Raw genomic sequence first — 14,911 nt, forward strand, 5'->3', positions numbered from 1 at the left:
CTTTTGATATGAGAAAGCGCCATCAAACGAACCCGCATTCGCCCATTAGTTTCTTTTGCTATAAGAGATTTAAAATCAATGGATTCAAGTGTGATCATAACGACTGATATCAATGTATGAAAAATAAAATCAATTAGATCAGAGGTTTAGTTAAAATGGTATAAATCTTGTCCTGGTCATAAAATAGATATTAACTTTATTCGTAAACAACTGTCCAATAGTATTGCTAGCACTGAGCATGAACCTGATGAGTTTACTGCTGAATCGCGATTTGCGATGCGTAACGCCATCGCCATCGCAATTTTACAAAAAAACCGAGCACAATTTCCCAATGCGCAAGTTGAGTTGGACGAGTTTATTCACCACTCTGAAATTATTGCAATGACCCATTAAAGCAAAAGCCTTTTATATTTTTTAACTTAGCAGTGCTTGCATGGTTTGAGTGGCGATAAAAGGCTGTTTAGCTTGGGTAATTGCAGTAACTACCGCCACCGCGCTAACACCAGTGCGCCATACCAGCTCTAGCCTTTGTTGGTTAATGCCACCAATGGCGACAATGGGAATATTATCGGCTAGTGCTAATATTTGCCTTAAGTTTGTTAACCCTTGAATTTGTCCGGTCATATCTTTGGTGTTAGTAGGAAATATGGCGCCAATGGCAAGGTAAGAGGGTTGTAGTTGTTTGGCTAATAAAAACTCGTAACAACCATGAGTACTGATACCTAAACGTAAACCTGATTTAGCGATCGCCTTTAAATCAGCACTGTTAAGATCTTCTTGGCCGATATGGACACCGTATGCGCCGTATTTAATAGCTAGCTGCCAATGATCATTAATAAATAATCGACAATTATAATTACTGGCCAAGCTCACCGCTTTCTCTATCAGCAAGGCTAACTCGGCAGTATTTTCACTTTTAATTCGTAGCTGAATAATATTTAAATGCAGTGGCAACAAACATTCTAGCCATGCTAAAGAGTCAACCACGGGATATAGCCCAAGTTTTTCTGAGTCAGCTAATCCAAGAGACGGAAAGTTAGGCGAAAATTTAACTTGCTGATTAAGCGGGCTAATAACGCTTGGAAAATATCTGAGTTTTGTTGGCCACAACCCTTGCTGAAATGCGCCATAATAATTTTCATTGTTAGCGTTATTTATGCTGCTGTTATTAACCTCAAGATTGTTTTGGCTTTCACCTTCTCCTTGGTTTTCGCCTTTATTATTGTCGCTAGGTATGTCAGCGCATAATGATAACCCTTGGTTAATAAACGCTTTAGTTAAGGTAAAGGCATCGCGTAATAAATAGCCATGAGCCAAAAAGCTGGCTAAGGCACTAGTAAAGCTGCAGCCGCCACCATGACTATAGTTTGTATTAATCTTCGGTGACTGTAAGCTTATCAACGCGCTTGAACTTAAGTTTAAGCTTTGTAAACATATATCAATACAATGCGTTTTAGCTGCGTTATTTTTTTCTGCATTGTTGGTGTTTTCACTGTCAGTATGGCCACCTTTAATAATCACCGCTTTACAGCCCAATTGGAGAATGTTTAAAGCTAGCAGTTTAGCATTATGAGTGTTTTTTGGGTTTAAGCCACTTAGCTGCTTTGCTTCAATAAGGTTTGGCGTGATGACATCAATCAGCGGCATTAATGGCGCTAGTGCTTTAGCGGTTAAGCTTGATAAACGACCACCAACACTGGCTTGGCCAACCGGATCATAAACCACCAGCAAATCGGGTAATTGTTGTTTTAAGATTAACAATGTTGCCACTAGCCAATTAACTTGTGCACTATTAACCATAAGGCCTATTTTTATCACGGCGGGCGGTTTATCAAAGCGCAATGCTTGCGCTTGCTGGGCTAAAACTTGCACCTCAATAACATTAACCGCGCTAAGCTCTACTGAGTTTTGTACTGTATTAGCGGTTATCAAGTGGCAAACCTCAACATTGAGACCATGACCCGTTTTAATGTCGGCGGCAATGCCGGCACCACCTGAGCAATCCGCACCTGAAATGGTCCAAATAATCGGCTTTTTTTTAAATTTTTGTGTCGGCAATGAAGGTGTAAATGTCATTAAGTATGCTCTGGGTGATGCCAAAAAGGGCGGTCTAATGTTGGCGTGCTAGCGTGAGCCGTTTGGCGCTCGGGCATAGTGCCGGCGATATAAGCAGATTTTCCAGCAGTGATTGCTGCGGCAAAGGCTTTGGCCATCAACACTGGGTTATCAGCAAGGGCAATCGCGCTATTAAGTAACACGCCATCAAAGCCCATTTCCATAGCAATGCAAGCATCTGAAGGTTTGCCAATACCGGCATCAAGTATCAATGTCGCGTTAGGTAATCGTTGACGAATACTCGACAAGTTATAAGGATTCATTAAGCCCTTGCCGGTACCAATGGGTGAGGCCCATGGCATGATTACTTGACAACCCAACTCGTATAAACGTTGGCAAATAACTAAGTCGTCGGTGCAATAGGGTAAGACTTTAAAGCCTTCTGCAAGCAATTTTTCGGTGGCAATGAGTAGCTCGACTGGATCAGGCTGAAGATTGTAGTCATCGCCGATAACTTCAAGTTTTATCCAGTCTGTTTGGAATAACTCACGACTCATTTTCGCTAAGGTTATGGCTTCTTTAGCACTTTTACAGCCGGCGGTATTTGGCAGTAAAAAACCTTGGTTTTGCTTAACGCTATCTTGAATGTAGCGCCAAATTTTCTCACCTGACTGGGCCAATGGATTTTGCCGTTTTAGTGACAAGGTCACCACTTGTGAGCCACTTGCTAAAATGGCTTGTTTCATTACTGCTGGCGAAGAGAAAAGTGCAGTGCCAATGAGCAAGCGACTAGCTATCGGTTGACCATAAATGCTTAGCGACATGCGTTATCCTCCCACAATAGGAAATAGCAGATCAATACTGTCGTTATCGCTAACGTGTGTATTGCAGTAATCTGCTTGGCCAACAAAATCACCATTAAGTGCCAAGGCAAAGCTTTGTTGTTGCTGACTTAAGGGTAATGTTTTGGCTAGCACCTTATCTATGCTGTATGGCTCTGCAGCATTAATGAGTTCAAAGGCGTTACCATTAATATATATGTTCATTTATTATCTCAATTCTGGTCTTAATTTTTAACTAATGCTTAACTCAATGATGACTTCAACCACTATTACCTAGGCTTTTAATGGTTAATTCCGTTTGGGGAAATACTAATAGGTAGCCAATGAGAGTATTGATAATGTTCAACAGGTTTTTGCTGTTGTTGCATTAGGTTGCCAACATGCGTTAACACTTGGGCCAGCACAATAGGGGCAATTAAAAAGCCGTGACGGTATAAGCCATTGACTTGAATTAAAGCGTTATGCGAAATTATTTTTGGTTGATTATCACTAAATGCAGGGCGAAGTTGGCTGATATGTTGGCGGATATTGGCTTCAGCAAAACCGGGATGAACACTATAGGCCGCGCTGAGTAATTCCAGTGCTGAACGTACTGTCATGGCAGCGGTATCGTCACTTTCAATTTCTGTTGCTCCAACGACATAATGGCTTTTACCTTTTGGCGCAATGTAAAGCTGATAGCGTGGGTGCATCAGTCTAACAGGTCGAGAGATGTTAACTTCAGGAGCAAAAAGTTGAAAAAGTTCACCGCGAACAGCACGTAAGTCATCAAGTTCAGCATTGTCTTTATCGTTTACCTTGGTTGACGCTTTCGCGCCAATACCGCGACAATCAATACCAAGATCAAACGACTGCCACTGGCTATTAGGGTGATCACCACAAGCTTGAAAGTTAATCTCACAACCGGCATTAAAGCTGTTGGTTTTAATCGCTATAACTTCAGACTCACTGCGCCACTCAACGCATTCATCGCTTAACTGTTGATGTAAAGCGAGTAGTAGTTTTCGATTACCAATTTGACCTTCTTCTGGTAAATATAGCGCTTGCGAAAATTTACCGGCAAGCTCTGGCTCAAGCGCCAAAAGTTGTTGTCTGTTGAGCTGTTGTTGAGCATGGTTTGGATAACTATTCGCTAAAAAACGTGTCAATTTGTGGTAGTCAGCGATGTCGTGCTCATGACTTACCACTAGCGAACCCGTTTGTTGAAAAAAGCTATAGCCTGACAGGGTGTTCAGCAGTTTTGGCCACAAGGGTAAGGCGGCAAAACCCATAGCAACAATGTTGGCTGGGCTGTGCATTGCTTCACCCAGCGGTGTTAATAAACCAGCGGCGGCATAAGCGGCACTTTGCTGGCCGTTTTTTTGGTCTTTATCAAATAGCGTTACCTTGTAGCCTTGTCGGTTTAACGACAAGGCTAACAAGCGACCCATAAGGCCGGCGCCAATAATAGCGATGGTTGGCATAATTAAACGGCTCAGCTGCTAATTGTTTACTGGCTTGGCAACGGGCTGATATAGCTCGCTACCGCTGGCTTTAAACTCAGCTGATTTTTCAGCCATTCCTTGACTTGAAATACTGATGGTTTCATCAAGTAGTTTAATTTTAATAGGCTGTTCGCTATTGTCCGTATCGCTTAAATTAGCGGCATAATCTCGAACTTCTTGCGATATTTTCATTGAACAAAATTTAGGGCCACACATGGAACAAAAGTGTGCAACTTTGCCTGACGCTTGCGGCAAGGCTTCATCGTGGTAAGTACGGGCTTTTTCAGGATCTAAGCCAATATTAAATTGATCATACCAACGAAACTCAAAACGGGCTTTTGACATGGCATTGTCACGAATTTGCGCACCTGGGTGACCCTTTGCTAAGTCGCCAGCATGCGCGGCGATTTTATAGGTCATCAAACCTTCTTTAACATCTTCTTTATTGGGTAAGCCTAAGTGTTCTTTCGGGGTAACATAACAAAGCATGGCACAGCCATACCAGCCAATATTAGCGGCACCAATGCCGGAGGTAATGTGATCATAACCGGGGGCAATATCTGTGGTTAGCGGGCCTAAGGTATAAAAAGGTGCTTCGCCACAATGCTTAAGTTGTTCCGTCATATTTTGCTGGATCATATGCATGGGTACATGGCCAGGACCTTCAACAATGGTTTGTACGTCATGTTGCCATGCTATTTTTGTTAGCTCGCCCAAGGTGCGTAATTCAGCAAACTGTGCTTCATCGTTAGCATCGGCAATCGAACCAGGACGTAAGCCATCGCCTAGTGAAAATGAAACGTCATAAGTTTTTAAAATCTGACAAATATCTTCAAAATGGGTGTAAAGAAAATTCTCTTGATGATGGGCTAAACACCATTTCGCCATAATCGAGCCACCGCGAGAAACAATGCCGGTAACACGTTTGGCGGTCAACGGCACATAACGTAGTAATACACCCGCATGAATAGTAAAGTAATCAACACCTTGCTCGGCTTGCTCAATTAAGGTGTCGCGAAATATTTCCCAAGTCAGGTTTTCTGCAATGCCGTTAACCTTTTCTAAAGCTTGATAAATCGGTACTGTACCAATGGGCACAGGAGAATTGCGAATAATCCATTCTCGGGTTTCGTGAATATAACGACCGGTTGATAAGTCCATCACAGTATCGGCTCCCCATTTGGTTGACCAAACCAGTTTTTCTACTTCTTCTTCAATAGAAGAGCTTACCGCTGAGTTACCGATATTCGCGTTTACTTTGATCAAAAAATTTCGGCCGATGATCATAGGTTCAACTTCGGGATGGTTAATATTGACTGGAATAATCGCTCGACCTCTAGCTACTTCATCACGAACAAACTCAGGGGTAATTTGTTCAGGAATGCTGGCACCAAATGCTTGTCCTTGATGTTGTTGCAGCAGTATCTCGTTTTTAACTTCTTGGCGTTTCATATTCTCACGAATGGCAACATATTCCATTTCAGGCGTAATAATGCCTTGGCGGGCATAATGCATTTGGGTGACATTTTTACCTTTCTTGGCTTTACGTACTTTAGGTAAATGTTCAAAGCGAATATGATCAAGGCCTTCGTCTGTTCCGCGCTGTTGGCTGTAGATAGATGTTTTTTCTTGCAGAAACTCGACATCGTCACGTGAGTCAATCCAGCTGTCACGTACGCGAGGAATACCTTTGTGAACATCAATAATCACTGAGTTATCGGTATAAAATCCAGAAGTGTCATAAACACACAAGGGTGGATTTTTTTCATAGCTAGGCTGATCTTTATTGCCATTAACTAAAGTATCAGACAAGGTTATTTCGCGCATACCAACACGAATATCGTGTATTTTACCCGGGACATAAACTTTATTAGAGTTTGGAAAGGATTGATCGGCAACGTTTTTTAAAAATTGCGCTGCTTGGTTTCGACGCTTACGTCTTGAAATTGAACTCATGTTCTCTCACCTGTTTTTTATTAAATAAAAGTTAGGCGGAGCTTTATGGGGGTAGTAACGAGGAGCAGGTTTATTAGCAAAAAATTAGGTGCGCTGTTGACACTGCTCACTTGTTCCCTTCGCAGATATTAATCTAATCAGGTTCTACGGATCCCGCTTTCGCGATCTCAGCCCTTTGGCACTCCGACAAGTCAATACGTTTAAGCTTTTAGTGCGCTTAAACGTAATTTATTCTAGCTTGAACTTTTAATGACAATCAAGCCTTATATTAGTTTTTATTGTTTGCTGTAGTTATTTAATGTGTTGAGTATATTGTTTTTCATTAAAATATAGGCATTAATTGCATTGTAAAATAACGGGTTAAGATATTATAATAAGATTTTAAGTTATCATTTTACCGGCGCTGTTTCATTTTAAAAGCTTATTTTATTTTGATTATTCATCAGTGCTGGCATTTTTTAATAAGCACTATGATGGTTTGGCGTGGTGAGTACCGACTTAAGTGATCAGGTTAGCAAAAGTCAGTACAAGGTTTAACTTTACGGATTAATTGCTAATAATAATGCAAATGTAGCGGTAAATTGTCGTAATATAGACAAACTGAGTAACGTACACTATATGGAATTAATTTATGGCTGAATCTAGCAGCTCAAGCGCAACAGAGCAGATAAGTAAAACTTTAGACCCCGTCAACTTACTTAAAGATGAAATTGATCAAGTGGGTCGTATTTACAATATCATTGTTGAGTTTTTCACCAATTACAGTTTTCAATTAATTGGTGCGTTTATCATCTTCATTATTGGTTACATTTTTGCAGGTAAAATAGCGACTGTCGTGCTGAAATTATGTGAGCGACATAAGCTTGATATCACCCTGAGTCGCTTTTTAGCGAACACCAGTAAAATGTTAATTGTAGTGATGATAACCATCATTTCTTTAGGGAAATTAGGCATTAGTGTTACGCCATTTATTGCCGCTATAGGTGCTATTTCATTAGGTGCTGGTTTAGCTCTGCAAGGCTTGCTGGCTAACTATGCGGCCGGCTTTAATATTATTATTATTCGCCCTTTTGTGGTGGGTGATACCATTACGGTGCGTGGTGTTACTGGGCTAGTTAAAGAAGTTTTACTGGCATACACGATTTTGTCAGATGAAGACAATGTTGAAATTACCATTCCGAATAAACATATCGTGGGTGAAATATTACATAATTCAAGCCATGACTCTTTGTTAGAGTTAAGTGTTGGCATTGATTATAGCGAAAACCCGTTAGCGGTCGTGGCGTTGCTTGAAGAGGTGATCGGACAGTTAGATATTGTCAGTAAAGTCCGTAAGCCTTTGATTGGTATAGATGCTTTTGCTGATAGTGCTATTAACATCGCGGTGCGCTTGTGGACCCCAACAGAAAATTTATACAGTGCTAAATATGAAGCGAATAAAGAAATTTATTTAGCGTTAGATAAAGCCAATATTAAAATTCCATTCCCGCAACGCGATGTTCATCTTATTAAGGATGTAGTGTGATTATGATGCCGTTTATACCGGCTTTATTATGGCGTTAAATAAGGCTAGGCTGGATCGATTTTTGGCACAATATTGTCAGGTTAATCGCAAAAGTGTCCGACTAATATTGGCGCAAAATAGAGTATTGATCAATGATGTAGTCGCTCATGATATTGATGAAATTATTGATACCTTTAGCCATATCACCTTGGACGGTAAAGTGATCCAAGCTAATTGTGCCTATTATATTATGCTGAATAAGCCTGTGGGTGTTGTCAGTGCAACCCGCGATACAAAGCATAAAACAGTGCTTGATTTACTTGAATATCCGTTTAAAAATGAACTGCATATTGTCGGCCGACTTGATCTTAATACTTCTGGTTTGCTGCTAATGACCAATGATAGTCGTTGGTCAGAACGCTTAACTTTGCCTGAGAAAAAAATAACTAAACGTTATATAGTAACCTTGCAAAATAAACTTACCGCCGAATATATAGCCGCTTTTGCCGAAGGTATGTATTTTGCGTTTGAGGACATTATGACTCAGCCTGCAAAATTAACTATTATATCCGACTATCGGGCACAAGTTGAGATTATTGAAGGACGTTACCATCAAATTAAGCGCATGTTTGGTCGTTTTCGTAACCCAGTGATGGCTTTGCACCGATGCTCAATTGGCAATTTGCAACTTGATCAGCACTTAGCTGTTGGGCTAAGCAGAAAGCTAACCGAGCTCGAGGTTAATAATATTAATAAATAAAACGCTCTTTAATGCCTAAATATTAAGGCGGAAAATTACTACAACAATCACAACAAACAATGCAAAAAAACCATAAAAATAATAATAAGGAATAAGAATGTTTAAGTATATTATGCTAATTATTGTACTGGCCTTAATCGTCAGCTTCTTTGTACGCAATAATGCTAATCGTGAAGTGGCAAAAGTTAATGCTGTGCTAGCGGCAGAGTTTTTAGAAAATAATAAACAAGTCGCCGGTGTGATTGAAACAGCTTCTGGCTTGCAGTATCAGGTATTAACCTCAGGACAGGGTGACCTTCATCCCATGGCAAGCACAAAAGTGAAAGTGCATTATCACGGCACTTTACTTGATGGCACAGTTTTCGACAGTTCAGTTGAAAGAAATGAACCGATTAGTTTTGGCTTAAATCAAGTGATTAAGGGCTGGACAGAAGGTTTACAGCTAATGGTAGTGGGTGAGAAAACTCGTTTATTTATACCGGCAGAGCTAGGTTATGGTAAGAGTGCGGCAGGTAAAATTCCGCCTGGCTCATTATTGATTTTCGATGTTGAATTACTGGCTATTGAGTAAAACACTTAACTACCCCCTGATTCAATGACTGATATTAAATAACAAAAACAGTTTTAACAGCTTGTTAAGACTGTTGCCAACGCGATACAAAAATAGTGGTTTTTCGCTTGAGTTAGTCCTTGCTTAACGCTTAACTTGATAGCATAACAACCATCCAAGGATTGTTGTGGCGCTTTATTTTACCTCACTCTTGGTTTTGCTTTGGCTTTTGCTTAAGGTTTTATAGCAAACGCTTACATCTAGCTATCCAAACTACTTCATAGCAGCGAATGCTGTATTCTCAAATGGCTTACTCTATTCTTCCCTAAAGGCCTCTGCTGAAAGATGGTGGCGATTAAGCAATTTGTAAAATTCAGTGCGATTTCTTTGTGCTATTTTTGCTGCTTGTGAAACATTCCCGGCCGTTATTTTTAATAGTTTGGCAAGGTAATCACGTTCAAATTTATCTCTGGCTTGGACAAACGAGGGTAAAATCGTGGTGTTATCGCGCAGCGCATTCTTTACCAACATTTCGCTGATTAATGGTTCAGTAGACAAGGCGAGTGTTTGCTCAACAACATTTTGTAGTTGTCTGATATTGCCTGGCCAAGTTGCGCTGATCAGCACTTCCATAGCTTCTTGCGAAAAACCAGTAATATTGATGTGTGACTGGTCTGCAGACTGACTTAAAAAATATTGCGCAAGTAATGGGATATCTTCTCGACGTTCAGACAAAGGTGGCAACTCTAACTCAACGACATTGAGTCGGTAATACAAGTCTTCACGAAATGTTTTGTCAATAATGGCTTGCTGTAAATTTTTATGGGTTGCTGAAATAATCCTCACATCAACTTTAATCGCTTGTGTGCTACCCACGGGGCGTATTTCTCGTTCTTGCAAGGTACGTAGCAGTTTTACCTGAAAACTCATGGGCATATCACCAATTTCATCCAAAAAGAGTGTACCGCCATCTGCTGCTTGAAATAAGCCAATATGATTTTTTTCTGCGCCGGTAAATGCGCCTTTGATATGACCAAATAATTCAGACTCTAGCAACTGCTCAGGAATAGCCGCGCAATTAATAGCGGTAAATGTTTGTTGATGTCGAGGACTTGCCAAATGAATCGCTTTTGCCAACAGCTCTTTGCCTGTGCCACTTTGGCTTTGAATAAGTAAACTAAAATCACTTCTTGCCACTTGCTTACTTTGCTGTAAAAGCGACTCCATAATAGTACTGCGACTAATAATTTTATCACGCCATTGGTTATCAGCCTGACTGTGGTTGAGTTCTGCCGGTTGCAGGCGAATGGCTTGTTGTACTATTTCCAGTAGTTCTTTACTTTCAAAAGGCTTAGTGAGAAAACTAAAAACCCCTTGTTTAGTGGCATTGATTGCATCAGGAATAGTGCCGTGGGCGGTCATGATAATGACCGGAATATGGGGGTGCTTAGCTCTTATTTGTTCAAATAGTGCCATGCCGTCCATGCCTTCCATTTTAAGATCGCTGATCACTAATTGTGGATGAAAACTCTCGAGTCGGCCTAGAGCTATTTTGGCATTTTTTGCTGACTCAACTTGATAGCCTGCTGCAGCCAAACGGATAGCAAGTAGTCGCAGCAAGCTAGGGTCGTCATCAACGATTAGAATTTTATTGTCTGTTTTAACGGCAGCTGGATTAAGATTGGTCATGGGTTATTCTCAGTGCTTATCTATGGCTAAAATATGTGGCTAAAACATAGTGCTAAAAATAGAACTTAAATTGATATTAATCGCTAGTGCACTTAATAGTGCCTTTAACTAGCAATTATTGATCTCTTTTATCAATAGCTTGTTCAATATTTTTTAATTGTTTAATGGTTTGTTCTAATAACTTTACTTGTTCGATTAAGGTTTCTTGCTGTTTTATTGCCTGCTGTCGTTGTGCTTGTTGAAGCTCTTGTTGCTGGGCGAGCAAGCGACTTCTCATCAGTAAACATTGATTTAATTGATCGCGCAATAAGGAAATAAAAGCCTGATCGCTTGGGTTGATATTAGCGAGTGCGGCATTTTCATCCTCACTGTTCAATTCATTTAACAATACTTTAGCGTTGAAAACATTGTAAATAGGTGACGTAGGTAGACTATAAAGTAGCAGGAGTTTTATTTGCGCGTCATAGTGCATCTGGCTGTTTTTTTTTGTTGGTTTTTCAAGTGTTTTTTGTTGCTTACTAACCTCATTGGTTAGTTGTTGTTGGTTAAGTTGTTGCAATATTAGGTAATACTCACCATAACTTGTGCTGCTATTATCGTGTTTGGTCATGAGTTGACAACCAGATAACAGCAGTAACCCTATGCTTAGTACTTTCATTGCGGATGAAAATCGCTGTAAATGAGCCATTAAACGGATTCCTCTTGGCGAAAAGCGCGTGGTAAGGTGATTTTTACTTTAGTCCCTTGTTGGTCACTTTTTGCAGCCAAAAATTCAATATCGCCATTAAGGCGCAGTATGAGTTCTTTAACTATGGTGAGGCCGAGACCACTACCTTTGATTAAATTTTGCTCAGGTGGCGGACCTTGATAAAAAGCATCAAATATTTTGTCTTTATTTCCCTCAGCAATCCCCATGCCTTGATCGCTAATAAAGAGCTGCAAGTGGCCATCTACTAGTGCCGACGAAATATCTATCACGCCTTCATCCGGTGAATATTTTATCGCGTTGGACAAAATATTGTCGATAATAACCGCTACTTGTTTACGGTTACTAAAAAGAGCGATATCACTCAACTTATTATTAAGGATAAGTTTTTTACGTTTTATAGCTAATTTTTGCTCTGCAATCACTTGATAGACTACCTCATTAATCTGTATCAATTTGGAATCTTGTAAACTGGTTGAGTCGAGGACAATATTGAAATCGAGTAAGTCTTCAATATGCTTTTGTAAGCGAAAGACGCTGTCTTTAATAATGTGAGAAATTTCTTGTTGCTCGGCATTGAGTTCACCAACACTATTATCATATAACAGCTCAGTGCCTTCTCTAATGGCTGCTAGGGGGGTTTTTAATTCATGTGATATATGGCGAATAAAGCTCGATTTTTGTAACTCTAATGCTTGTAAACGTGTACGCATGCTTTCCAAGGCTAGCGCTATTTCTTGAATTTCTGGCGAGCCTGTTACTTTGATCTCATGATCAAAATGCCCTTGTTGTAATCGAAAAATACTCTGGGTAAGCACTTTAAGCGGGCTAGTGATTAAGAAAATAAATACAGCCGCAATAAGTAGGCTAATAGGAATAATAACTAAACTCTGGATCATAATATCGCGAACAGCTTGCGCGGCCTGTTTAATATTTGTGATATGCAAGGTGTTAAGTTCACCACTTCGCTGAGTAATTTGCTCATAAGTCATATTTAGGGCACTAAATTTGACCTGTATTGGCTTGATGATTGTGCTGTCAGTAGGCGATTTTTGTACAGCTTCTGGCATGGTCTGTTCAATCAGTGCTGTAACAGTTTGGGCATATTCAGCGACCAATAGTTGTAATTTTTGGTCTTGGCTTGCCGCAATTAATTGTTGAGCTAAGTGTAATATTTGCTTGCACTGCTCATTATAACTATTTGCTAAAGCTGGGTCTCGCAGTACTAAATATTGCGCAGCACTGCGTTCTAGTTTGATTTGACTACTTTTCAGTAATTGTTGCTGATCCAATATCTCCGTTATTCCGGTAATTGCACTGGCACTTTTTTTAGCAAGCGTATTGACTTGCGAGGCACCAAAAATTAAAGCAATGACCAGAGGTAAAGCGACTAAACCAAAGCCTAATAAGGTTAATGACTTTATTGATAAGCTTTTTATCGACAAATTTCTATTATGCGCTTTACTGGCGAGTGTGGTTGAATTGCTCACAATGTGTGCTTGGGCCTTTTTCCTTATAAACATTTATATAGTGTTAGCTAAAAACGCAAAAAAAACAATGCTGTCTCAATACGGAGACAATAGTACTGACAGCTTTTTATTTTTTTAAACTACTGTTTTGTATGTGTATTTTATAATTTAGCCAGTGCCATTCACTATATATAAATTATGGTGCAGACAAGTTGTTGCTAATTGGAGACATTGACTAGTTAAGCAGGTCATTTAAACCTATAAAAATCAATTACATATGCTTTGGCATGAGATGTGCTAAGTATCTATTGTAAGTGGCACGAGCCATGGTCGGCATATTTCTTGATGTGCTATTAATTAAAAGGATTCAGATATGAACAATATGAGCTTAAAAAAACTGTCTATCACTGTTGTTGTCGCATCACTGGCATCAAACCTTGCTTTTGCTAACAATGATGTTACTAAAACAACGCTTAAAGTTGCAGAGCCTACAGCCACTTTTTCTCAATTAGTCACAGATTATGATGTCGATAAAAGTAATAGCTTAAGTGCAAATGAATTAGCTAAAAATGAGACATTAACAAAAGTTTTTGTTCAGCTCGATATCAATGGTGATACAGAAATTAATGAAGAAGAATTTAACCAATACCTAGCTAAGATGAAAAAGCATTTATTATAAAAAATAATTTTTGTCTGTTAATAGCTTGTTTTTTCGACTGTTAGTGTTTTCTTTAACCAAACAGTCGATCATTTTTACTGACTTTAAGGACCTCTCCACATGAAAAATCAGTCTTCTGAAGATAGTTTGTCCCGTTATGTTAAAATTGATAAATGGATTTTTGAAGTGAAATCAGTACGCGCAATACGCGTTGAGGATTTTGGTAAACCTTACACTGCTGTTGCCAATATTGCCTTAAATGGTGACAGCGCATATATTGATGGTCTGCTGACTCGTGTAGATGATGACTTCACACGTGAAGACTATCAAACCTTTGGGAAAATGAGTCAGCAATTAGGACTTGAAACCGTAAGTTTTGACCGTTTTAAGCAACAACGAAAATCTTCAGATACAGTTAAAGTGCCACCAATAAATTGTGTTAAACCCGAGTTAAAATTAGTTATAGTATAGTATAGTATAGTTATTGGCACTGATTGCGCTTAGCATGGTGCGTTAACATATATTAAAGGCTGTCTAATGAATTCGGTTAAAGTTAATAATACTTATATTACACCATCTAAAATTATTTGTGTTGGTCGAAATTATGCTCTACATATTAGCGAACTAGGTAATGAAGTTCCTGATGATATGGTGTTATTTATGAAACCTAATGCGGCTATTGGTGAGCAACTTTGCTCTTACCATCAAGAAACCTTGCATTATGAAGCTGAGCTTTGTTTTTTATATCAAGAAGGTAAATTTTCTGCCCTTGCTATAGGTTTAGATTTGACTAAAAGAGCCTTGCAAACTCAGTTAAAAGCTAAAGGTTTGCCATGGGAGCGCGCTAAAGCCTTTACAGGTTCTGCACTATTTAGCGATTTTGTGACGATAGATGTTATTGATGAATGCCTATCGTTAGCGCTTTTGATCAATGGTGAATGCCGACAATCTGCTTCAATAGCGATGATGTTACATTCACCGCAAGCCATATTGGATGAAATTCGTTCTTTTATTACCCTAGAAGACGGCGATATTGTGATGACAGGCACACCTGCCGGTGTCGGTGAAGTGGTATCGGGTGATGTTTTTGAAGGGCGAATACTGCATCAAGATAAGGTCTTAGTGACTAAACAATGGCAAGCAACTTAGCTTGTAACCAATAATAATATCTCACGGGAATGAGTGTGTTAGGCTCATTCTATGCGATAATTGAGTAAATTAACTGTTTAAAACTCACT

14 protein-coding genes and 1 riboswitch are annotated in these 14,911 nt (G+C 39.6%); of the genes, 6 read left to right on the forward strand and 8 right to left on the reverse strand.

What is annotated here, in order from left to right:
• Positions 1–414: 414 nt before the first annotated feature.
• The 5 genes from thiE to thiC all read right to left on the reverse strand — a co-directional run bounded on the left by thiE (position 415) and on the right by thiC (position 6,337).
• The gene (gene thiE / locus H4J61_RS12795) at positions 415–2,076 is read right to left on the reverse strand and encodes a thiamine phosphate synthase (protein ID WP_182185314.1); all 1,662 of its coding nucleotides are present in this window, start codon (positions 2,074–2,076) and stop codon (positions 415–417) included.
• A complete protein-coding gene (locus tag H4J61_RS12800) occupies positions 2,076–2,879 on the reverse strand; it encodes a thiazole synthase (RefSeq protein ID WP_182185315.1) in 804 nt (267 codons plus the stop codon). The genes thiE and H4J61_RS12800 overlap by 1 nt, the downstream gene beginning before the upstream one ends.
• A 3-nt stretch (positions 2,880–2,882) precedes the next feature.
• On the reverse strand, positions 2,883–3,101 hold the full coding sequence (locus tag H4J61_RS12805) for a sulfur carrier protein ThiS (protein WP_182185316.1): 219 nt from the start codon (positions 3,099–3,101) through the stop codon (positions 2,883–2,885).
• Positions 3,102–3,178: 77 nt separating this feature from the next.
• Positions 3,179–4,360: an FAD-dependent oxidoreductase gene (locus H4J61_RS12810; RefSeq protein WP_182185317.1), complete on the reverse strand. Its 1,182-nt coding sequence runs from the start codon at positions 4,358–4,360 to the stop codon at positions 3,179–3,181.
• Between the two features lie 18 nt (positions 4,361–4,378).
• The gene (gene thiC / locus H4J61_RS12815) at positions 4,379–6,337 is read right to left on the reverse strand and encodes a phosphomethylpyrimidine synthase ThiC (RefSeq protein ID WP_182185318.1); all 1,959 of its coding nucleotides are present in this window, start codon (positions 6,335–6,337) and stop codon (positions 4,379–4,381) included.
• 97 nt (positions 6,338–6,434) lie between these two features.
• Positions 6,435–6,533: riboswitch (TPP riboswitch) on the reverse strand.
• 435 nt (positions 6,534–6,968) lie between these two features.
• Between thiC and H4J61_RS12820 the strand changes: the two genes are divergently transcribed.
• The 3 genes from H4J61_RS12820 to H4J61_RS12830 all read left to right on the forward strand — a co-directional run bounded on the left by H4J61_RS12820 (position 6,969) and on the right by H4J61_RS12830 (position 9,172).
• Complete coding sequence (locus H4J61_RS12820) at positions 6,969–7,862, forward strand: mechanosensitive ion channel family protein (RefSeq protein WP_182185319.1); 894 nt, start codon at positions 6,969–6,971, stop codon at positions 7,860–7,862.
• Positions 7,863–7,890: 28 nt separating this feature from the next.
• A complete protein-coding gene (locus H4J61_RS12825; protein WP_182185320.1) occupies positions 7,891–8,601 on the forward strand; it encodes a pseudouridine synthase in 711 nt (236 codons plus the stop codon).
• Positions 8,602–8,698: 97 nt separating this feature from the next.
• Positions 8,699–9,172, forward strand: a complete 474-nt coding sequence (locus H4J61_RS12830; RefSeq protein WP_182185321.1) for an FKBP-type peptidyl-prolyl cis-trans isomerase — start codon at positions 8,699–8,701, stop codon at positions 9,170–9,172.
• Between the two features lie 294 nt (positions 9,173–9,466).
• Here H4J61_RS12830 and H4J61_RS12835 read toward each other — a convergent pair whose 3' ends face one another.
• The 3 genes from H4J61_RS12835 to H4J61_RS18095 form a co-directional block, all read right to left on the reverse strand.
• Positions 9,467–10,840 (reverse strand): sigma 54-interacting transcriptional regulator, encoded by a 1,374-nt coding sequence (locus H4J61_RS12835; protein WP_182185322.1) that lies wholly within the window; start codon positions 10,838–10,840, stop codon positions 9,467–9,469.
• 115 nt (positions 10,841–10,955) lie between these two features.
• Complete coding sequence (locus H4J61_RS12840; RefSeq protein WP_182136069.1) at positions 10,956–11,528, reverse strand: hypothetical protein; 573 nt, start codon at positions 11,526–11,528, stop codon at positions 10,956–10,958.
• On the reverse strand, positions 11,528–13,036 hold the full coding sequence (locus H4J61_RS18095) for a HAMP domain-containing sensor histidine kinase (protein ID WP_182185323.1): 1,509 nt from the start codon (positions 13,034–13,036) through the stop codon (positions 11,528–11,530). The genes H4J61_RS12840 and H4J61_RS18095 overlap by 1 nt, the downstream gene beginning before the upstream one ends.
• A gap of 352 nt (positions 13,037–13,388) precedes the next feature.
• On the opposite strand from H4J61_RS18095, the gene H4J61_RS12850 reads away from it, so the two are divergent.
• The 3 genes from H4J61_RS12850 to H4J61_RS12860 all read left to right on the forward strand — a co-directional run bounded on the left by H4J61_RS12850 (position 13,389) and on the right by H4J61_RS12860 (position 14,822).
• A complete protein-coding gene (locus H4J61_RS12850; RefSeq protein WP_182185324.1) occupies positions 13,389–13,694 on the forward strand; it encodes a hypothetical protein in 306 nt (101 codons plus the stop codon).
• Positions 13,695–13,793: 99 nt separating this feature from the next.
• Positions 13,794–14,144, forward strand: a complete 351-nt coding sequence (locus tag H4J61_RS12855) for a hypothetical protein (protein WP_182185325.1) — start codon at positions 13,794–13,796, stop codon at positions 14,142–14,144.
• Between the two features lie 66 nt (positions 14,145–14,210).
• On the forward strand, positions 14,211–14,822 hold the full coding sequence (locus H4J61_RS12860; RefSeq protein ID WP_182185326.1) for a fumarylacetoacetate hydrolase family protein: 612 nt from the start codon (positions 14,211–14,213) through the stop codon (positions 14,820–14,822).
• Positions 14,823–14,911 lie beyond the last annotated feature (89 nt).

Origin of the sequence: Colwellia sp. MB3u-4 (genome assembly GCF_014077065.1) — a bacterium.
Classification (GTDB): Bacteria; Pseudomonadota; Gammaproteobacteria; order Enterobacterales; family Alteromonadaceae; genus Cognaticolwellia.